This window comes from Pseudomonas sp. T1.Ur (assembly GCF_023516725.1).
GTDB classification, from domain to species: Bacteria; Pseudomonadota; Gammaproteobacteria; order Pseudomonadales; family Pseudomonadaceae; genus Aquipseudomonas; species Aquipseudomonas alvandae.
The window spans coordinates 807,056-827,342 of sequence record NZ_JAMGSN010000001.1; the positions used below are offsets into that span (position 1 = coordinate 807,056).

At 61.3% G+C, this 20,287-nt stretch carries 19 protein-coding genes; 15 read left to right on the forward strand and 4 right to left on the reverse strand.

Annotated elements, in window-relative coordinates; translation table 11 throughout:
• Positions 1-26 precede the first annotated feature (26 nt).
• Positions 27-629, reverse strand: coding sequence for a LysE/ArgO family amino acid transporter (locus M8Q45_RS03760; RefSeq protein ID WP_249873623.1), 603 nt, complete (start codon positions 627-629; stop codon positions 27-29).
• Between the two features lie 96 nt (positions 630-725).
• Between M8Q45_RS03760 and M8Q45_RS03765 the strand changes: the two genes are divergently transcribed.
• From M8Q45_RS03765 to M8Q45_RS03780, 4 genes are all read left to right on the forward strand, one after another.
• Entirely contained in the window at positions 726-1,619 is an 894-nt protein-coding gene (locus M8Q45_RS03765; protein WP_249873624.1) for a LysR family transcriptional regulator ArgP, read from the forward strand.
• A gap of 56 nt (positions 1,620-1,675) precedes the next feature.
• Positions 1,676-2,668, forward strand: a complete 993-nt coding sequence (locus M8Q45_RS03770; RefSeq protein ID WP_249873625.1) for an NAD-dependent epimerase/dehydratase family protein — start codon at positions 1,676-1,678, stop codon at positions 2,666-2,668.
• Between the two features lie 107 nt (positions 2,669-2,775).
• Positions 2,776-3,654 carry a hypothetical protein gene (locus M8Q45_RS03775; RefSeq protein ID WP_030139319.1) on the forward strand — a complete coding sequence of 293 codons (879 nt, stop codon included), beginning with the start codon at positions 2,776-2,778 and terminating at the stop codon, positions 3,652-3,654.
• Positions 3,655-3,854: 200 nt separating this feature from the next.
• On the forward strand, positions 3,855-4,691 hold the full coding sequence (locus tag M8Q45_RS03780) for a cache domain-containing protein (RefSeq protein WP_249873626.1): 837 nt from the start codon (positions 3,855-3,857) through the stop codon (positions 4,689-4,691).
• 380 nt (positions 4,692-5,071) lie between these two features.
• On the opposite strand, the gene rapA is transcribed toward M8Q45_RS03780, so the two are convergent.
• Positions 5,072-7,918 (reverse strand): RNA polymerase-associated protein RapA, encoded by a 2,847-nt coding sequence (gene rapA, locus M8Q45_RS03785; protein WP_249873627.1) that lies wholly within the window; start codon positions 7,916-7,918, stop codon positions 5,072-5,074.
• A gap of 247 nt (positions 7,919-8,165) precedes the next feature.
• Here rapA and M8Q45_RS03790 point away from each other — a divergent pair, with 247 nt between their 5' ends.
• The 3 genes from M8Q45_RS03790 to ccoM all read left to right on the forward strand — a co-directional run bounded on the left by M8Q45_RS03790 (position 8,166) and on the right by ccoM (position 9,004).
• Positions 8,166-8,507: a hypothetical protein gene (locus tag M8Q45_RS03790; protein WP_030139316.1), complete on the forward strand. Its 342-nt coding sequence runs from the start codon at positions 8,166-8,168 to the stop codon at positions 8,505-8,507.
• A 16-nt stretch (positions 8,508-8,523) separates the two neighbouring features.
• The gene (locus M8Q45_RS03795) at positions 8,524-8,742 is read left to right on the forward strand and encodes a hypothetical protein (RefSeq protein WP_249877405.1); all 219 of its coding nucleotides are present in this window, start codon (positions 8,524-8,526) and stop codon (positions 8,740-8,742) included.
• 145 nt (positions 8,743-8,887) lie between these two features.
• A complete protein-coding gene (gene ccoM / locus M8Q45_RS28360) occupies positions 8,888-9,004 on the forward strand; it encodes a cytochrome c oxidase subunit CcoM (RefSeq protein WP_030139315.1) in 117 nt (38 codons plus the stop codon).
• 254 nt (positions 9,005-9,258) lie between these two features.
• Here ccoM and M8Q45_RS03800 read toward each other — a convergent pair whose 3' ends face one another.
• Both M8Q45_RS03800 and M8Q45_RS03805 read right to left on the reverse strand, forming a co-directional pair.
• A complete protein-coding gene (locus tag M8Q45_RS03800) occupies positions 9,259-10,734 on the reverse strand; it encodes an inorganic phosphate transporter (RefSeq protein WP_198798223.1) in 1,476 nt (491 codons plus the stop codon).
• A 363-nt stretch (positions 10,735-11,097) separates the two neighbouring features.
• The gene (locus M8Q45_RS03805) at positions 11,098-11,298 is read right to left on the reverse strand and encodes a hypothetical protein (RefSeq protein WP_030142302.1); all 201 of its coding nucleotides are present in this window, start codon (positions 11,296-11,298) and stop codon (positions 11,098-11,100) included.
• Between the two features lie 565 nt (positions 11,299-11,863).
• On the opposite strand from M8Q45_RS03805, the gene pcaR reads away from it, so the two are divergent.
• From pcaR to M8Q45_RS03845, 8 genes are all read left to right on the forward strand, one after another.
• Positions 11,864-12,706, forward strand: a complete 843-nt coding sequence (pcaR, locus tag M8Q45_RS03810; RefSeq protein ID WP_030142301.1) for a pca regulon transcriptional regulator PcaR — start codon at positions 11,864-11,866, stop codon at positions 12,704-12,706.
• Positions 12,707-12,827: 121 nt separating this feature from the next.
• Positions 12,828-14,174 carry a 4-hydroxybenzoate transporter PcaK gene (gene pcaK, locus M8Q45_RS03815; protein WP_249873628.1) on the forward strand — a complete coding sequence of 449 codons (1,347 nt, stop codon included), beginning with the start codon at positions 12,828-12,830 and terminating at the stop codon, positions 14,172-14,174.
• Between the two features lie 393 nt (positions 14,175-14,567).
• Positions 14,568-15,428: a CoA transferase subunit A gene (locus tag M8Q45_RS03820; RefSeq protein ID WP_249873629.1), complete on the forward strand. Its 861-nt coding sequence runs from the start codon at positions 14,568-14,570 to the stop codon at positions 15,426-15,428.
• Positions 15,425-16,204 (forward strand): CoA-transferase subunit beta, encoded by a 780-nt coding sequence (locus M8Q45_RS03825; protein WP_249873630.1) that lies wholly within the window; start codon positions 15,425-15,427, stop codon positions 16,202-16,204. The genes M8Q45_RS03820 and M8Q45_RS03825 overlap by 4 nt, the downstream gene beginning before the upstream one ends.
• Entirely contained in the window at positions 16,201-17,406 is a 1,206-nt protein-coding gene (gene pcaF / locus M8Q45_RS03830; RefSeq protein ID WP_249877263.1) for a 3-oxoadipyl-CoA thiolase, read from the forward strand. The genes M8Q45_RS03825 and pcaF overlap by 4 nt, the downstream gene beginning before the upstream one ends.
• Before the next feature lie 37 nt (positions 17,407-17,443).
• Positions 17,444-18,148, forward strand: coding sequence for a protocatechuate 3,4-dioxygenase subunit beta (gene pcaH / locus M8Q45_RS03835; protein WP_249873631.1), 705 nt, complete (start codon positions 17,444-17,446; stop codon positions 18,146-18,148).
• 1 nt (position 18,149) lies between these two features.
• Positions 18,150-18,716: a protocatechuate 3,4-dioxygenase subunit alpha gene (gene pcaG, locus M8Q45_RS03840; protein WP_249873632.1), complete on the forward strand. Its 567-nt coding sequence runs from the start codon at positions 18,150-18,152 to the stop codon at positions 18,714-18,716.
• A gap of 271 nt (positions 18,717-18,987) precedes the next feature.
• On the forward strand, positions 18,988-20,283 hold the full coding sequence (locus M8Q45_RS03845) for an MFS family transporter (RefSeq protein WP_249873633.1): 1,296 nt from the start codon (positions 18,988-18,990) through the stop codon (positions 20,281-20,283).
• The last annotated feature ends 4 nt before the right edge of the window (positions 20,284-20,287 follow it).

A 20,287-nucleotide genomic window follows, 5' to 3' on the forward strand; every position in this document is an offset into this window, starting at 1 on the left:
TAGAGGTTCCAGAGCGGTTTGGAATATCAGCCCGAGACGATTAACTGCATCGCCACGGTGAACATCATTACCGCCACCAGAAGATCCAGGACGCGCCAAGTAGCGGGCCGGGCCAGCCAGGGCGCCAACCACGCGGCACCGATGGCGAGAATGGAAAACCACAGCAGCGAGGCGCTGGCCGCCCCCAGGACATACGCACCGGGTACGCTTTGCTGGGCGCCGAGGGAACCGATCAGCAGCACGGTGTCGAGGTAGACGTGAGGGTTGAGCAACGTGACCGCCAACGCACTGAGCAGCACCGTGCCCAATGAGCGCGCCGCCTGTTTCTCGTCCCGTTGCAGGCTTTGTTTCGAAAAGACCCGGCGCAATGCCTGGCTGCCGTACCAGAGCAAGAATACGGCGCCCCCCCAGCGGGCGATCGACAGCAGCAGCGGGCTTTGGGCCAGCAGGGTTGCCAGCCCGAATACCCCGGCAGCCACCAACAGCGCATCGCAGGTCACGCAGAGCGCCGCCACGGGCAAGTGATGCTCGCGGCGCAAGCTCTGGGCGAGGACGAAGGCATTCTGGGCGCCAATTGCCATGATCAACCCGAGGGCCACCAGCAGGCCGTTCACATAGCTTTGCCACATAAGTAGTTCTCCATCCGGGTTCGCAATGCTGGCCATTCTCCGGTTCGTCGAGTTATAAGAAAAACCAATCTTGCTGATTGCTCATTAGGAAAACTGATGTTCGACTACAAATTGCTTTCCGCCCTGGCGGCCGTGGTCGAGCAGGCCGGTTTCGAACGTGCCGCCCAGGTTCTGGGATTGTCGCAATCGGCGATTTCCCAGCGGATCAAATTGCTCGAGGCACGCGTTGGCCAGCCCGTACTGGTGCGCGCCACGCCGCCGGCGCCGACCGAGATCGGCCGTCGTCTGCTCAACCATGTCCAGCAGGTCAGGTTGCTGGAGCGTGATCTGCAAAGCCTGGTGCCAGCATTGGACGAGGAGGGACTCCCCGAGCGCCTGCGGATTGCCTTGAATGCCGACAGTCTGGCGACGTGGTGGGCCGGTGCCGTGGGGAAGTTCTGCGCCGAACAGCATCTGTTGCTGGACTTGGTGGTAGAGGACCAGACCGTTGGCCTCAAGCGCATGCGTGCTGGCGAAGTGGCGGCTTGTGTTTGTGCCAGCGAGCGTCCCGTGGCCGGTGCCCGCAGCGTATTGCTGGGGGCCATGCGTTACCGTGCCCTTGCCAATCCGGCCTTCATCGCCCGGCATTTCCCCGATGGAGTGCGCGCCGATCAACTGGCCCGCGCGCCGGCGCTGGTGTTCGGCCCGGATGATTTCCTGCAGCACCGATACCTCGCTTCCCTCGGCGTCGAAGGTGGTTTCGAGCATCACCTGTGCCCTTCATCCGAAGGTTTCATTCGCCTTGCCGAGGCGGGACTTGGCTGGGGGCTGGTGCCTGAATTACAAGTCCGTGAGCAACTGGAGCGGGGCGAACTGGTGGAATTGGTGGCAGATAAACCGATCGATGTGCCGCTGTACTGGCATCATTGGCGCAATGGCGGGCAGTTGCTCGGCTTGTTGACTGAACAACTGATCGCAGCGGCAAGCAGCGAGCTGCAAGTGGTGAGCTGATCGCAACTGGCTTACAGCTCGTGGCTTGTGGCTCGAAACTGATTTAGGAGCACTACATGAAAATTCTCGTCACCGGCGCGAGCGGCTTCATCGGCGGACGCTTTGCGCGTTTCGCCCTGGAGCAAGGCCTGGATGTTCGGGTCAACGGCCGCCGGGCCGAAAGCGTCGAGCACCTGGTGAGGCGCGGCGCCGAATTCATCCCTGGCGACCTGAGCGACTCGGAACTGGCCCGTGAACTGTGCCGGGACGTTGATGCGGTGGTGCATTGCGCCGGCTCGGTAGGGCTGTGGGGTCGCTATCAGGATTTTCACCTGGGTAATGTCCAGCTCACCGAAAACGTTGTCGAGGCTTGCCTCAAGCAGAAGGTTCGGCGGATGGTGCACCTGTCGTCCCCGTCCATTTATTTCGATGGCCGTGACCACGTGGGGCTGACGGAAGAACAAGTGCCCAAGCGCTTCAGGCATCCCTATGCCGCCACCAAATACCTGGCGGAACAGAAAGTCTTCGGCGCCCAGGAATTCGGCCTGGAAGTGCTGGCGCTGCGGCCGCGCTTCGTCACCGGGGCCGGAGACATGAGCATTTTTCCGCGCCTGTTGAAAATGCAGCGCAAGGGTCGGCTGGCGATTGTCGGCAACGGACTGAACAAGGTGGATTTCACCAGCGTCCAGAACCTCAATGAAGCGCTGCTCAGCAGCCTGCTGGCCACGGATTCGGCGTTGGGCAAGGCCTACAACATCAGCAACGGGACGCCGGTGCCGCTGTGGGACGTGGTCAACTACGTCATGCGAAAAATGGAAGTTCCACAGGTCAGGCGTTATCGGTCCTACGGGCTGGCGTACAGCCTTGGTGCGGTGAACGAAGGCTTGTGCGCGCTTTGGCCCGGTCGCCCTGAACCGACGCTGTCGCGCCTGGGCATGCAGGTCATGAACAAGAATTTCACCCTGGACATCAGTCGGGCCAGGCATTATCTCGATTATGATCCACAGGTCGGCTTGTGGACCGCCCTCGATGAATTTTGCGCCTGGTGGCGTGTCCAGGACGCCCGCTGATCGCCCCGTCGTGAACCGAGTGCCCGGTTCGGGGTCAATGGGTGCGGCGGGCGAGGGGGTTATACTCGCCACATCAAGCCATCCCCGGTTTCCCAAAGGTTAGACCCATGCCCATGCGTAACGATGCCAACGACGACTTCGATGATGTACCGAGCCTGCGGATGCGGGCCGACATTCCCGATGACGATGACTTCATGCCCAACCGCCAGCCCCACGTGCAAGCACGTCCGGCGCCCGTGGCGGCGGCCAAGGTCAAGGGGCCGAGCACAGGGCCGTTGTGGGCACTGATCGGCGCGCTGCTGTGTGCTTTCGCTTTCCTGGCGTGGTGGAGCTTCCAGCAGATTTCCCTGATGGAACAGCAACTGGTGGCCACCCAGGAAAGCTTCGCCCGGATCAGCGAGGATGCGGCGGGGCGCTTGCAGGACATTTCCGGCAAGGTCGTCGCCGGCCAGTCAAATGTCATGAGCGACAGTGAAGCTCTGAAATTGCAGATCAAGCAGTTGGACAACAAGCTGCAGGAACAGGGTCGGCAATTCGAAAGCCGGTTGCAGGAAGTGAACAAGCCGCAGCAAGGCGCGTTCGGTCCGTCCGATGACCTGGGCAAGGAACTGGCCCAGATCATTACCCAGGCCAGCGCACAGGAAAACGCCACCGCTCAGTTGCAAGCGGCCAATAAAGAACTCCAGGCCCAGCTCAAGACGCTGACGGCTGAAGTGACCGCCCTGAAGAACCAAGGCGAGGGCGGAGCCCTGGATGCCCAGCTCAAGAGCATCGGTGCCGACATCACGGCCCTGAAGCGAGCCACTTCCAACTCGGCCATCGAACGCCTGGAGCAGGACATGGTCGTGCTCAAGAGCCAGCAGGACAACCGTTCGGGCAACACCGCCGAATTCGATGCGTTCCGTGGCCAGGTCACCCGCAACATCAACACGTTGCAATCGCAGATTCAGTACCTGCAGCAACAACTGAGCGCTCGGTCCCAATAAGCCTGGGCAGCTCTTGACCAGCGCCTCCCCCCCCGTAGGAGCTGGCGAAGCCTGCGATCTTTTGATCTTTTTGATCTTTTGATCTTTCGCTCAAGACTCAATGGTCAGGGAAAAGATCGCAGCCTCGTTGCACTCGGCAGCTCCTACTCACCCCACGCCGTCTACGCTCTTGAAACACCAACAAGAACGAGGGCGCGCGCATGGGGTTTATTCGAAGGCTGGCCGGGCTGGCCGCACTGCTGATATTGGCCCAGGCCCAGGCCGCCGCACCGGACGACGGCCAGGCGGCCCGGGCATTGCTGGAAAAGGCCTTGGCCTACTACCACGATAACGGCGACAAAGCGTTCGCCGCGTTCAGCCGCCAAGGCGAATTCGTCGACAAGGACCGCTACGTGTTCGTGGTCGACACCCAAGGTGTAATGCTTGCCAGCGGCGGTCCTTCGTCAGCGTTGATCGGTCGCGACGTTTCCGAGGTGCTGGGACCTGACCTGCGCAAGGCCTTCAAAGAGGCGCTGAAAACCCCCGAGGCCAGTGGTATCCAGCAAGCTGATTATCGATGGCAGAACTGGGCGGACGGCAAGGTCGAGCGCAAGCATGTGTATTTCCAGCGGGTCGGCGAGCGGATCCTCGCCGTCGGCTACTACCTGCCAAGGGCCTCCGCCGAACAGGCCAGGGCGCTGTTGGACAAAGCAGCGGGTGATTTGCTGAAGAACGAAAAAACCACGCTGACGGCAATCAACTCGCTCAAGGGCGGCTACCTTCAGGACGACTTATATGTATTTGTCGTTGACCTCGATACCCGTCGCTATGTTGGGCACGGCACCAACCTGCGGTTGATCAATACCGATTTCGCCAAGATCAAGGATCCGGACGGCAAGCCTGTGGGCGAGCCGATCCTGGCCATGATCGGCAAGCAGGACGCGGGGGAATATGAGTATCGCTGGAAGAATCCGGTGACGGGGAGGGTTGAAAACAAGCATGCGTATCTGAAGAAGGCAGGACATTTCCTGGTGGCGGTGGGGTATTACAGTCCTTGAGTTTCTAACATGAGACTGGTGACTGTTGGAGAACCCCTGTGGGAGCGGCGTACGCAAGACCAGTGGCTGTTGATAAACCAGTGTGGGAGCGAGCTTGCTCGCGAAGGCGATGTCACGGTCGATGATGATGCTGGATGTACCGGCCCTTTCGCGAGCAGGCTCGCTCCCACAGGGGCTGCGGCGTACGCAAGACCAGTGGCTGTTGATAAACCAGTGTGGGAGCGAGCTTGCTCGCGAAGGCGATGCCACGGTCGATGATGCTGCTGGATGTGCCGGCCCCTTCGCAAGCAGGCTCGCTCCCACAAGGGAAACGCAGTGAAACAGCATCAGGTCAGCTTATGGCTGAAGAAATGGGTATACACCCATAACCCAGCCGAAAATCAGCCCGCCACCAACACCCGAATCGCCTCCAACCGTAACGCCGCTTTCTCCAACATCGCCAGCCCCTGCTCACGCTGCTGGCGCAAAGCCTCCAGCTCACTGTCCCGAACAGTGGGGTTCACCGCTTGCAGCGCGGTCAAGCGGGCCAGTTCTTCCTCGGTATCAGCCGCCAGGCGACGTTGGGCCTCGGCCACGCGTTCGGCGTGACGCGGGGTGATCTTCTCTTCGCCGGCATTGATCCGCGGCGCGAGCTGGTCACGCTGGGCCTGGATGAACTTGTTGGCGCTGGCGCGAGGCACGCTTTCGAGCTGGTCATTCAAGGTCTCGAACGAGACCCGGGCCGCCAGGTCGTTGCCGTTGGTGTCCAACAGGCAGCGCAAGGCGGCCGGTGGCAGGTAGCGGCCAAGTTGCAGCGAGCGCGGGGCAACCACTTCGCTGACGTAGAGCAGTTCCAGCAGCACGGTGCCGGGCTTGAGCGCCTTGTTCTTGATCAGCGCCACGGCGGTATTGCCCATGGAGCCGGACAGCACCAGGTCCATGCCGCCTTGCACCATCGGGTGCTCCCAGGTGATGAACTGCATGTCTTCGCGAGACAGCGCCTGGTTGCGGTCATAGGTGATGGTCACGCCTTCGTCGTCGCCCAGCGGGAAACTGGCGTCGAGCATTTTTTCGCTCGGCTTGAGGATCAGCGCGTTGTCGGAGTGGTCCTCGCTGTCGATGCCGAAGGCGTCGAACAGGGTCTCCATGTAGATCGGCAGGGCGAACTGGTCGTCCTGTTCGAGAATCGCTTCGACCAGCGCGTCACCTTCGCCTGCGCCGCCGGAATTGAGCTCCAACAGGCGGTCGCGACCGGTGTGCAGCTCGGCTTCCAGGCGCTCGCGCTCGGCGCGGGCCTCGTCGATCAGCGCTTGCCAGTCGCCATCGTCGGCTTCTTCCAGCAACGGCAACAGGCGCGGACCGAACTGGTGCTGCAAGGCGTTGCCGGTCGGGCAGGTGTTGAGGAAGGCATTCAGCGCTTCGTGATACCACTGGAACAGCCGCGCTTGCGGGCTGGTTTCCAGGTAGGGCACGTGCAGCTCGATGGTGTGTTTCTGGCCGATCCGGTCCAGGCGGCCGATCCGCTGCTCCAGCAGGTCGGGGTGCGATGGCAGGTCGAACAGGACCAAGTGATGAGCGAACTGGAAGTTGCGGCCTTCGCTGCCGATTTCCGAACAGATCAGCACTTGCGCACCGAACTCTTCGTCGGCGAAGTAGGCGGCGGCGCGGTCACGCTCGAGGATATTCATGCCTTCGTGGAAAACCGTGGCAGGAATGCCGGAGCGCACGCGCAGGGCGTCCTCCAGGTCCATGGCGGTTTCCGCGTGGGCGCAGATCACCAGGACCTTGGTGCGCTTGAGCATTTTCAGTTGGTCGATCAGCCACTCGACGCGCGGGTCGAACTTCCACCAGCGCTCTTCTTCGCTGGCGTCGGGCTGGGCCTGGAAGCTGACTTCCGGGTACAGCTCGGCGTGATCGCCCAACGGCAGTTCGAGGTATTCGTCCGGGCACGGCAGTGGGTAGGCGTGCAGCTTGCGCTCGGGGAAGCCTTGTACGGCGGCGCGGGTATTGCGGAACAGCACGCGGCCGGTGCCGTGGCGGTCCAGCAGCTCGCGAACCAGGCGGGCGCTGGCTTCGATGTCGCCATCGTTGACGGCGGTCAGCAGTGCTTCGCCTTCATTGCCCAGGAAGCCGTGGATGGTCTTGTGGGCTTCGGGCGACAGTCGACCTTTGTCGAGCAGCTCCTGGACGGCCTCGGCCACCGGGCGATAGTTTTCGCTTTCGGCGCGGAAGGCCTGCAGGTCATGGAAACGATTCGGGTCCAGCAGGCGCAGGCGGGCGAAGTGACTGTCCTGGCCGAGTTGCTCCGGGGTCGCGGTGAGCAGCAACACGCCGGGGATGGTTTCGGCCAATTGCTCGACCAGCGCATATTGGGGGCTGACGTGATCTTCGTGCCACACCAGGTGGTGAGCTTCGTCGACGACCATCAGATCCCAACCCGCGGCAAACAGTGCGTCCTGGGCCTTCTCATCCTCCACCAGCCACTCCAGCGCCACCAGCGCCAGTTGGGTGTCTTCGAACGGGTTGCTGGCATCGCTTTCGATAAAGCGCTCTTCGTCGAACAGCGCAACCTGCAGATTGAAGCGCCGACGCATTTCCACCAGCCATTGGTGCTGGAGGTTTTCCGGCACCAGGATCAGGATGCGGTTGGCACGGCCGGAGAGCAGCTGCCGGTGAATGATCAGGCCGGCTTCGATGGTCTTGCCCAGGCCCACTTCGTCCGCCAGCAATACGCGTGGCGCGATGCGGTCGGCCACTTCGCGGGCGATGTGCAATTGGTGGGCAATCGGCTGGGCACGTACGCCACCCAGCCCCCACAGCGGGGACTGCAATTGGCGGCTGGTGTGTTCAAGCGTGTGGTAGCGCAGGGAAAACCACGCCAGGGGATCGATCTGGCCGGCGAACAGGCGGTCGCTCGCCAGGCGGAACTGGATGAAGTTCGACAGTTGGGTTTCCGGCAGCGTGACGACTTCGTTCTGTGCATTGAGGCCGTGATAGACCAACAGCCCGTCGACGTCATCGACTTCGCGCACGGTCATTTTCCAGCCTTCGAAGTGAGTGATCACGTCACCCGGCGAAAACCGCACGCGAGTGAGGGGCGCATTCCGTAGCGCGTACTGGCGAGTGTCGCCAGTGGCCGGATAGAGCACGGTCAACAAGCGGCCGTCCTGTGCCAGAACGGTGCCTAAACCCAGCTCGGCTTCGCTGTCACTGATCCAGCGTTGCCCCGGTTGATACTGCTGCGCCATGCTGCCTGACTCCCGCCTTGAAAAAGCCGGCTATCTTAACGGAATGCTCCGTCAGACCAAAGGATTTACGCACGCATGCAGCCTTCGCGGCGACTTGTCCGTCAGTGATCCAAGGGAACTTAAGCGGGCTCGGTGATCAAACAAGCTTGTGTCCTGCCGGGGCGTAATGCCAACCAGGTCACAAGTTTCGGACCAGCGGTTCAAGCCGCATCTCCCTTGGCCGACAACCTGAAGACAGGAGACCTTTATGTTGCCACCCATGCTCCCTTTGAGCGCCGTACCCATCACCGCTCAACAGGATCCGGTTCGCCAGCGACCGGACATACCGCCCGTGGTCCCGGTGCAACAAAGCTCCAACGAAAGCACCATTGACCTGCAGAACCGTGATCCGGAAGAGGCCGCGCTGCTATTGCGCGAGGAACAGCAGCGCCAGCAGGAGCGCAACCGGCGCCGCCGTGAAGCGGATGAGGATCCCGAGGAGCACCTGGCGGTCCCCGGCACGGAACTGAACGCCGATAACACCGTGCCGGTTGTCCCGCTGGTGGAGGGTGAATCGCGCCAGGGCCTGTGGGTCGATATCCAGATCTGACCCGGGCTTTGCCAATATGGCCGACAGCCCGCATCATGGGCGCATCGCCATTTACAGCACGATGCCGTACGCCATGAGCCAAGACGACAAACTGATCGACTTCAGTGCCGAACGCGCCAAGCGCGTTCACGACCTCAATGAAAAGCGCCTCAATGAAGTTCGCCAGGCTTTCGAACAGGCGATGCCTTTGGGCAAACCGAAGAAAAAGCCGAAAAACAAACCGAAAAAGCGCTGACACCCCCTCGATCCATTGATGCAGATCAGTTATTTCCCCCTCTTCGCGCCCCGTTGCGGGCGTTATTGACGCCGGTCAATTTTCATCCAGGCCTGATTGGTTAACTTGAACCCATCGCAACAGGGACAAGACCAGGAGGCCAGTCATGTTTATCGATAATGTGGTGTTTGCCGGTGTATTGACGGTTGGCCTCATGTTCGTGTTTTTCGCAGGTTTCGGATTATTCATCTGGAAAGACGCTCACAAGCGCAAAAAGCCGTAGGCCTTTCCAGCGACAACGAGCACGCAAGGCATTTTGGGCGACTTCGGTCGCCCTTTTTTTTGTGCGTGATTTCCCGGCCCGATACCCATCAACTGTGGGAGCGAGCTTGCTCGCGATGGCGGTGGGTCAGTCAACACATGCCTCTACAGACATACCGCTATCGCGAGCAAGCTCGCCCCCACAGGTGTCGGACGTCAGGGCATAAAAAAAGGTGCGAACCGCAAGGAACGCACCTTTTTTGTGAGCCGCTGGAATCAGCTGCCCAAGGCCTTGGATGCCAGCCAGAACAGCCCGGCCGACAGGGCGACTGTCGCTGGCAGGGTCAGCACCCAGGCCAGGAGGATGTTGCGCACGGTGCCACCTTGCAGGCCGCTCTTGTTGGCGACCATGGTGCCCGCCACGCCGGAAGACAACACATGGGTGGTGGAAACCGGCAGGCTGAAGATGTTCGCCGCGCCAATCATGCACGCGGTGGTGATCTGCGCCGACATGCCTTGGGCATAGGTCATGCCTTGCTTGCCGATCTTCTCGCCGATGGTCAGTACCACGCGTTTCCAGCCGACCATGGTGCCCAGGCCGAGTGCCAGGGCAACCGCCAGGATCACCCAGAACGGGGCGTATTCAGTGGTGGCGGTCAGGTCCTTGCGCAGCTTGTTCAGGTCGTCTTTCTCGCGGGCCGCCAGGCCTGGCAACTTGCCGACCTTCTTCGCCGTGTCGTCCAGGCAAAGCAGGTAGCGACGAACCTCGATACGTCTTTCCGACGGCAGCGAGTGATAGTCCGCCACGCCTTTGAGGGTATCGAGCAGGGCGTTGATCGTCGGTTCGGTCTGTTGCGGGTTGCAACGGAATTTCTCCGGCAGATCACCTTCGACGCTTTTGCCCAGGGCCAGGAACTCACCGAGGGAGTCGCTGTTGCGCGTGTAGAACTGGCTCAGGTGAAGGGTCGCGTCACGCGTACGCTCGATCTGGTAGGTGGTGCTGGTCAGGTCGAGTACGAACTGCGCCGGCACGATACCGATCAGCACCAGCATGATCAGGCCGATACCTTTTTGGCCATCGTTGGAACCGTGGACAAAGCTGACTGCCATGGCCGAGATCACCAGGACCAGGCGATTCCAGAACGGCGGGTGCTTCTTGTCGTCGATCTTGCGACGCTGTTCTGGCGTCTTGTGCATCTTCGACAGCGGACGCCACCATTTCAGGCCAATCAACACCAGGGCGGCGATCAGGAAACCGGCCATGGGCGAGAACACCAGGGAAGCGCCGATATCGATCGCCTTCTGCCAGTTCACCCCGTCGGCCAACGGGATATCGTTGATCAGCGCATTGGCCAGGCCGACGCCGAGGATCGAACCGATCAGCGTGTGGGAGCTGGACGCCGGAATACCGAAGTACCAGGTGCCCAGGTTCCAGGTGATGGCCGCTGCGAGCAGCGAGAACACCATGGCCAGCCCGTGTCCGGTGTTCACATTGATCAGCAGTTCCACCGGCAGCAAGTGAACGATGGCGTACGCCACCCCCACGCCGCCCAGCAGCACGCCGAGGAAATTGAACACACCGGAAAAGAACACCGCCAGGTGAGGCGGCATGGCTTTGGTGTAGATAACAGTGGCAACCGCGTTAGCGGTGTCATGAAAGCCGTTGATGAACTCGAAGGCGAGGACAAAAGCCAGGGCGAGCAAGAGGCTCACAAGCACCCAAGCATCCAGTCCGCTGAATAAATCGATCATGAAGGTTTTCTGACCCGGTCATAAGGGGGCGCGATTATGCCAGAAAACCTCGGTAATCGATGCATTGCCTGCTCATCGGTAACATTCTTCTACGAAATAATCGGGAGGAAACCGTGCCTGGCATGGTTTTGCCGGGGAGCTGCAACCCTTTGTTTACAAGGCAGAAAGCCCTGTGGGCAAGTCTCTCCTCGGGATAGGAAGGGGCCTGAAAATGTGTATGAAATATCTGAAAGAGAGGTCGGTCATGAACGGCCCCAACCGGCGGAGGCGAAAATGGCGGCCCGCTTTTGGCGGGCGCTTGACGACGAGGGCCGGCCAGGGTGGCGACCGGATACCGTCCATAGGAAACATCAAGCCCGGACGTTAACTCTCTTCGGCCTTGAGTTCCTTTTCCATCTTCTGAAGTTCCTGGCTGAACGCCTGATCCTGGACGGTGGCGCGTTTACGCCAAGGTTTGCGTTCCGGTTCAGGTTGCGCGGCGTAGGTGGTGATTTCCCCGCCGTAAACTTCCTTGTAACGTTGTTCCTGGCGCTCAAGTTCCGCGCGCAGTTCGTCTTTCGTCACAGTGTTACCTAATTATTTAATTGAATCTGGTGATACGCACTGCATGGAAACATGCAGACGGCCACGGCACCAGAGCTGACAGCTGACGTAGCATCAGGGCTTCGTGTTGTTGCCGATACAGGGGAAGCAGCCATAGGTACTTCAGGCACCGGCAGGCGACACAACAGCGATGAACTGTCGTGCCTGCGGACGGAAAGGTCAATGGGCCTCGCCGTCACTGAAACGCATTATAGCGGTCCGTTGGAAGAACACTATCGGTAAAGATAAAACCGCTGGTTGTTTAAGTGAATCAATATTTGTATGGACTAGTTGTGTCAACAGACGTATTTCCCTAACTGTCGATATCCTGACGTCATTGTTAGCGACAAGTTCAATTTTCGAGTGGGGACATTCCATTGCCGGCTGCTTGCGAAAGCGCTGCGCGGGTCAGTCGGAACGTGGATTCATCCTCACTTGATTGCGATTATCGATCGGCGGTTCGATAATCGCACGGTGTCGGCGATCCGTCCTTGTGCGCCTGCCGGCCCGCCCGTTGTAATAGCCGATATTCCGCAGAGGATCCGACATGAACGACCAATTGCGCAACGCTTTCACTTCAGTCGCGCCGCCGATCGTTGCTTCGCCCGCCAAGCGGATCCAGGCGTTGACGGGCGATCCGGATTTCATGACGTCGCTGGCCCGCGGCCTGGCCGTGGTCCAGGCATTCCAGGAGCGCAAGCGGCACCTGACCATCGCCCAGATCAGCCACCGCACGGAAATCCCCCGTGCGGCTGTCAGACGTTGCCTGCATACCTTGATCAAGCTCGGCTACGCCACCACCGACGGACGTACCTATTCGTTGCTGCCCAAGGTGCTGACCCTGGGTCACGCCTATCTGTCGTCGACACCATTGGCCGTTTCCGCCCAGCCGTACCTGGACCGCATGAGCGAGCAGCTGCACGAGGCCTGCAACATGGCGACGCTCGAAGGTGACGACATCCTCTACATCGCCCGGTCGGCCACCACCCAGCGGCTGATTTCCGTGGATCTGTCCGTGGGCGGCCGTCTGCCGGCGTATTGCACATCAATGGGCAGGATCCTGCTGGCGGCCCTGGACGATGCGTCGTTGCGCGATTACCTGGACCACGCCGACTTGCAGGCCAAGACCAGCCGGACGCTGCATACGCCCGAGGCGTTGCTCGAATGCCTGCAGCAGGTCCGGCAACAGGGCTGGTGCATCGTCGACCAGGAACTGGAACAAGGCCTGCGTTCGATCGCCGTGCCGGTGTACGACGCATCGGGCCAGGTGGTCGCGGCGCTGAATGTCAGTACCCACGCGGGACGGGTCAGCCGCAACGAGTTGGAGCAGCGCTTTCTGCCGGGCCTGCTGGGCGCCAGCCGAGACCTCAGCGCGCAACTGTTCAGTTAAGTGTTCAGCTAAGTTGTTCGATAAACGCACACAGTCGGCCCGGATGAATTGACGGTATTTGCCAGGTGTCATTAATGTCGCGCAGCGTCATCTGGCGTCCCTTGCCTGGAATAAAAATAAAATGAACCAGCCCCAGACCTCCGTAGGCACTTGCCTCGATGTGCAGTCCTTCATCAACGCTCAACCGATTTCGCGCTATCAGTGGCGCGTGGTCATTCTCTGTTTCCTGATTGTTTTTCTCGACGGCCTCGACACGGCGGCCATGGGCTTCATCGCGCCGGCCCTGTCCCAGGATTGGGGCATCGACCGGGCCAGCCTTGGACCGGTGATGAGTGCCGCGTTGATCGGCATGGTCTTCGGCGCGTTGGGTTCCGGGCCCCTGGCGGACCGCTTCGGGCGCAAGGTCGTGCTGGTCGGGGCCGTCGCCCTGTTCGGCGCATTCAGCCTGGCTTCTGCCTACAGCACCAATGTCGACCAATTGCTGGTGCTGCGTTTCCTGACGGGGTTGGGACTGGGCGCTGGCATGCCGAACGCCACGACGCTGCTCTCCGAGTACACGCCGGAGCGCAAGAAGTCGTTGCTGGTGACGAGCATGTTCTGTGGCTTCAACCTCGGCATGGCCGGCGGCGGGTTCATTTCGGCCAAGTTGATTCCGGCATTCGGCTGGCACAGCCTGTTGATGATCGGCGGTGTCCTGCCACTGATCCTGGCGGTAGTGCTGTTGTTCTGGTTGCCCGAGTCGGCGCGTTACCTGGTGGTGCGTAACCGTGGCACGGACAAAGTGCGCAAGACCTTGGCGCCAATTGACCCGCCGACCATTGCCCAGGCGTCCAGCTTCAGTGTGCCGGAACAGAAAACCGTGAAGGCGCGCAACGTGCTGGCGGTGATTTTCTCCGGCACCTACAGCGCCGGCACCTTGTTGTTGTGGCTGACATATTTCATGGGCTTGGTGATTGTTTATCTGCTGACCAGTTGGCTACCGACCCTGATGCGTGACAGCGGCGCGAGCATGGAGCAGGCCGCGTTTATCGGTGCGTTGTTTCAATTCGGCGGCGTCCTGAGCGCGGTCGGCGTGGGTTGGGCGATGGACCGGTTCAATCCGCACAAGGTCATCGGCATCTTCTACCTGATGGCCGGGTTGTTTGCCTACGCGGTGGGGCAGAGCCTGGGCAACATGACCTTGCTCGCCACCCTGGTATTGGTGGCCGGCATGTGCGTCAACGGCGCGCAATCGGCGATGCCTTCCCTGGCGGCGCGCTTCTATCCGACCCAGGGCCGGGCCACCGGGGTTTCATGGATGCTGGGCATCGGCCGGTTCGGGGCGATCCTTGGCGCCTGGATGGGCGCGACGTTGTTGGGCCTAGGCTGGAACTTCGAGCAGGTCCTGACAGCGTTGGTCATCCCGGCGGCCCTGGCGACCACGGCGGTGGTGATCAAGGGCATGGTCAGCCATGCGGATGCGACCTGAGTTTTTCCGAGCCTGAGTCCTCACCCGTGGCGAGGTAGCTTGCTCCCGCTGGGTGGCGTGTAGGAGCTGCCGAGCGAAGCGAGGCTGCGATCTTTCCAAGGACACCTGAATATCAAGCGAAAGATTAAAAGATCAAAAGATCGTCCGAACGCGGCCCGAGCCTTCGCCAGCTCCTACAAGCCCAGCGGGAGCAAGCTCCCTCGCCACAGGTTCCGCGTGTTTTCGATGGCAGGGGAAATCGATAGCCAAACAACAATCTGTTCGATAAACGAACACTTAGTCGATTATCGGATTGTTTTGCCGCCATCCCGAAGCTTAATCTTCAGTCACTCCGGCGCTTGACCTCGCGCCTTTTTCTTCACGTCGGTCTACTGGAAAACGGGAGCCTGCCCCATGGCTGAAATCCTTTCGCTGCACGACGCGGTGAAGCAATTCGTCAACGACGGCGACACCGTCGCGCTCGAAGGCTTCACGCACCTGATTCCTACGGCGGCGGGTCATGAAATCATTCGCCAGGGCAAGAAAGACCTGACGTTGGTACGCATGACGCCTGACCTGATCTACGACCAGTTGATCGGTGCCGGTTGTGCTCGCAAGTTGATTTTCTCCTGGGGCGGCAACCCTGGCGTCGGGTCCTTGCACCGCCTACGCGATGCCGTGGAAAAACAATGGCCGCACCCGCTGGAGATCGAAGAACACAGCCACGCCGACCTCGCCAACGCCTACGTCGCCGGCGCCTCCGGCCTGCCGTTCGCGGTGCTGCGGGCCTACGCCGGTTCCGACCTGCCGAAGGTCAACCCGCTGATCAAGAGCGTGACCTGTCCCTTCACCGGTGAAGTGTTGGCCGCCGTGCCTTCGGTGCGCCCGGACATCACCGTGATCCACGCCCAGAAAGCCGACCGCAAGGGCAACGTGCTGCTGTGGGGCATCCTCGGCGTGCAGAAAGAAGCCGCCCTGGCGGCCAAGCGCTGCATCGTCACCGTGGAAGAAATCGTCGACGACCTGAACGCACCGATGAACGCCTGCGTGCTGCCGACCTGGGCATTGAGCGCCGTCTGCCACGTACCGGGCGGCGCCCATCCGTCCTACGCCCATGGCTACACCGAGCGTGACAACCGTTTCTACCAGGCGTGGGATCCGATCGCCCGGGACCGTGAGACCTTTACCGCCTGGATCAACGAATACATCCATGGCACTAAAGACTTCAGTGAATTCCAGGCCCGGCTGGCAGCCGCTTCGCAGGTGCAACCATGACTTACTCCACCAACGAAATGATGACCGTCGCCGCGGCGCGTCGCTTGAAGAACAATGCCGTGTGCTTCGTTGGCATCGGCCTGCCGTCGAAAGCGGCCAACCTGGCGCGCCTGACCTCGTCGCCAGACGTGGTGCTGATCTACGAATCCGGCCCGATCGGTGCCAAGCCCAGCGTGCTGCCGCTGTCCATCGGCGACGGTGAGCTGGCGGAAACTGCCGATACCGTCGTGCCGACCGGTGAGATTTTTCGCTACTGGCTGCAGGGCGGACGTATCGACGTCGGTTTCCTCGGCGCGGCCCAGGTCGACCGTTTCGGTAACATCAACACCACGGTGGTGGGCAATTACCATCAACCGAAAGTCCGCCTGCCGGGTGCCGGTGGCGCGCCGGAAATCGCCGGTTCGGCCAAGAGTGTGTTGATCATCCTCAAGCAGTCGGCGCGTTCGTTTGTCGACAAGTTGGATTTCATCACCTCGGTCGGTCACGGCGAAGGCGGCGATTCGCGCAAGCGCCTGGGCCTGCCGGGCGCAGGGCCCGTGGGCATTATCACCGACTTGTGCATCATGGAGCCCGAAGCCGGCAGCCATGAATTCGTGGTCACCGCGCTGCACCCCGGCGTGACCCGCGAGCAAGTCATTGCGGCCACCGGGTGGGCGATCCGTTTCGCCGACCAGGTACAGACCACCGCCGAGCCGACCGAGGTGGAGCTGCGCGCATTGCGCGACCTGGAAGCTCGCACCGCGGCGGCCCACGGCCAGGCACCGGGAGAAGCCTGATGCGCGACGTGTATATCTGTGATGCGATTCGAACCCCCATCGGCCGGTTTGGCGGCGGTTTGTCCGCCGTTCGCGCTGATGACCTGGCCGCCGTGCCGATCAAGGCGCTGATGGAGCGCAATCCATCGGTGGATTGGAGTGCCGTGGACGAAGTGTTCCTCGGCTGCGCCAACCAGGCCGGCGAAGATAACCGCAACGTCGCGCGCATGGCGCTGCTGTTGGCGGGCCTGCCGGAAAGCATTCCCGGCGTGACCCTCAACCGCCTCTGCGCCTCGGGCATGGACGCCATCGGCACCGCGTTCCGCGCCATCGCCAGCGGCGAGATGGAACTGGCGATTGCCGGCGGTGTGGAATCGATGTCCCGGGCCCCGTTCGTGATGGGCAAGGCCGACGCGGCGTTTTCCCGCAACATGAAACTGGAAGACACGACCATCGGCTGGCGTTTCATCAATCCATTGATGAAAGCCCAGTACGGTGTGGACGCGATGCCGCAGACCGCCGATAACGTGGCGGATGACTACGCGGTGTCCCGCGCCGATCAGGACGCTTTCGCCTTGCGCAGCCAGCAGCGCACGGCGGCGGCCCAGGCGGCAGGGTTTTTCGCCGAGGAAATCGTGCCGGTGCGCATCGCCCATAAAAAAGGCGAAACCGTGGTCGCGCAGGATGAACATCCTCGCGCTGACACCACGCTGGAAACCCTGAGCAAACTCAAACCGATCAACGGTCCGGACAAGACGGTCACCGCCGGCAACGCTTCGGGCGTCAATGACGGCGCGGCCGCGTTGATCCTGGCGTCGGCCGAAGCAGTGAAAAAACATGGCCTGACGCCGCGCGGCAAAGTGCTGGGCATGGCCAGCGCCGGCGTCGCGCCACGGGTGATGGGCATCGGTCCGGTGCCGGCGGTGCGCAAACTCACCGAGCGCCTGGGATTGGCCGTCGCGGATTTTGATGTGATCGAGCTTAACGAAGCCTTCGCCAGCCAAGGTTTGGCGGTATTGCGGGACTTGGGACTGGCGGACGATGCGCCGCAAGTCAACCCGAACGGTGGTGCGATCGCCTTGGGTCATCCGCTGGGCATGAGCGGCGCGCGGTTGGTGATGACAGCGCTGCATCACCTGGAAAAAACAGGCGGCAAGAAAGGCTTGGCGACCATGTGTGTCGGCGTCGGCCAAGGTCTGGCGCTGGCGATCGAACGCGTCTGATGCGTCGCTCTACTCATAAGAAACCGAGGAATGCTTCATGACTGACAAGCCTGGTTATCGTCGCCCACAAGCGGGCACCCAGCCGGAGTATCTGCACCCGCCGTACCAGTCCACCAACCTGCGCTCGCCGTCCAAGCCGCTGGTGTACCTGCCTCACTCGCTGTCGGAAATTACCGGCCCGACCATCGGCGCCGACCGTATTCAAGAAAAGGATCACGACCTGACCGCCCAGCATGCTGGCGAGCCGTTGGGTGAACGAATCATCATTCACGGGCGCGTGCTGGATGAGCATGGCGAGCCAGTGCCGGGCATCCTCTTGGAGATCTGGCAGGCCAACGCCGCCGGCCGCTACAACCATGACCGTGACGACCATGACGCGCCGCTGGACCCGAACTTCACCGGCACCGGGCGCACCGTCACCGATGCCGACGGCTGGTATCAGTTCCAGACCATCAAGCCCGGCGCCTATCCGTGGGGCAACCACCACAACGCCTGGCGGCCGGCGCATATCCATTTCTCGCTGTTTGGGCCGAGTATTCTGACGCGCCTGGTGACGCAGATGTATTTCCCCGGCGACCCGTTGCTGGAATACGACCCGATCTACAACTGCGTGCCGGACACAAGTGCCAAGGAACGCCTGATCGCCCGTTTCGACCTGGAAAAAACCGTCCCTCACTACGCCCTCGGTTATCGCTGGGACATCGTCTTGCGCGGCCGCGATGCCACGCCGATGGAGAAATAAGATGACGCTCAACGCCACTACGTCCCACACCGTCGGGCCTTACTACCACATCGGCCTGACGTGGCTGAACCGCGAGGACCTGACCGTCACACAAACGCTCGGCCAGCGCGTGGCGATCACCGGGCAGGTGGTCGACGGTAACGGTCAGTTTGTCAACGACGCGATGCTGGAAGTCTGGCAGGCCAACGCCGCCGGCAAATACGCCCACCCGGAAGACGACCAGGACAAGCCGCTGGACCCGCACTTCGACGGCTTTGGCCGGGTGCCGGTGGATGCCGAAGGGCGCTTCCGCTTCACCACCATCAAGCCCGGCACTGTGCCAGGGCTGGGCGGTACGACCCAGGCGCCGCACCTTGTAGTGCTGGTGTTTGCTCGCGGGTTGGTCAAGCATTTGCTGACACGCATCTATTTCGATGGCGAACCTGCCAACGAAGCTGATCCGCTGCTGGGCTGCGTTCCCGAGAAACGCCGCGGCACCCTCATCGCCAAGCCCGATGCGTCGGGCGTGTATCAGTGGAACGTGATCCTGCAGGGCACCGATGCCGAAACGGTGTTCTTCGACTATTGATTGAAACCCTTGTGGCGAGGGAGCGTGCTCCCGCTGGCTCTGTAGGAGCTGGCGAAGCCTGCGATCTTTTGATCTTTCACTTGGGACTCAAGTGTCTGGGGCAAGATCGCAGCCTCGCTTCGCTCGGCAGCTCCTACGCAGCTCCTACGCAGCTTCTACGGGCGCAAGTCGAGCGGGAGCAAGCTCCCTCGCCACGGGTGCCAGGATTGTGGAACGGGACTGTTACTAAGTGTGTCTAGACTTTGTTAAGTCCCCAACGAGTGAATAACCCATGACCACCCCAACCAGCCACTACACCGGTGAGGAGCGCAGCAAGCGCATCTTCGCCATCGTCGGTGCCTCATCCGGCAACCTGGTCGAATGGTTCGACTTCTACGTCTACGCGTTCTGTGCGATTTACTTCGCGCCGGCATTCTTCCCCTCGGACAACCCGACGGTGCAACTGGTCAATACGGCCGGTGTGTTCGCCGCCGGGTTCCTGATGCGTCCCATCGGCGGCTGGATCTTCGGGCGGGTGGCGGACCGTCATGGGCGCAAGAATTCGATGATGATCTCGGTGCTGATGATGTGCTTCGGCTCGTTGCTCATCGCCTGCCTGCCCACCTACAAGGACATCGGTGTCTGGGCACCGCTGTTGCTGTTGTTCGCGCGCTTGCTGCAGGGCCTGTCGGTGGGCGGCGAATACGGCACCACCGCCACCTACATGAGCGAAGTCGCCCTGAAAGGCCAGCGCGGCTTCTTCGCGTCGTTCCAGTACGTGACGTTGATTGGCGGACAACTGCTGGCGGTGTCGCTGGTGGTGATCCTGCAACAGTTCCTCAACGAGGACGAACTGCGTGCCTACGGCTGGCGGATTCCGTTCGTGGTGGGCGCGGTGGCGGCGTTGATTTCCCTGTTCCTGCGTCGTTCGCTGAAGGAAACCAGCAGCAAGGAAATGCGCGAGAACAAGGACGCCGGCAGCATCGCCGCACTGTTTCGCGACCACAAGGCGGCGTTCATTACCGTGCTGGGCTATACCGCGGGCGGTTCGTTGATTTTCTACACGTTCACCACCTACATGCAGAAATACCTGGTGAACACGGCGGGCCTGCACGCCAAGACCGCCAGTTACATCATGACCGGCGCGCTGTTCCTGTATATGTGCATGCAGCCGCTGTTCGGCATGCTGGCGGACAAGATCGGCCGGCGTAACTCCATGCTCTGGTTCGGCGGCCTGGGGGCGTTGTGCACGGTGCCGATCCTGCTGACGCTGAAAAGCATCAGCAGCCCGTTCCTGGCCTTTGTCCTGATCACGTTGGCGCTGGCGATCGTCAGTTTCTACACCTCCATCAGTGGCCTGGTGAAAGCCGAAATGTTTCCACCTGAAGTGCGGGCACTGGGCGTAGGGTTGGCGTATGCGGTGGCCAATGCGATTTTTGGCGGATCGGCCGAATACGTCGCCTTGAGCCTGAAAGCCCAAGGCATGGAGAACGCGTTTTATTGGTATGTCACGGTGATGATGGTGGTGGCGTTCCTGTTCAGCCTGCGCCTGCCCAAGCAGCCGGCGTATTTGCACCATGATCTTTAAGGCT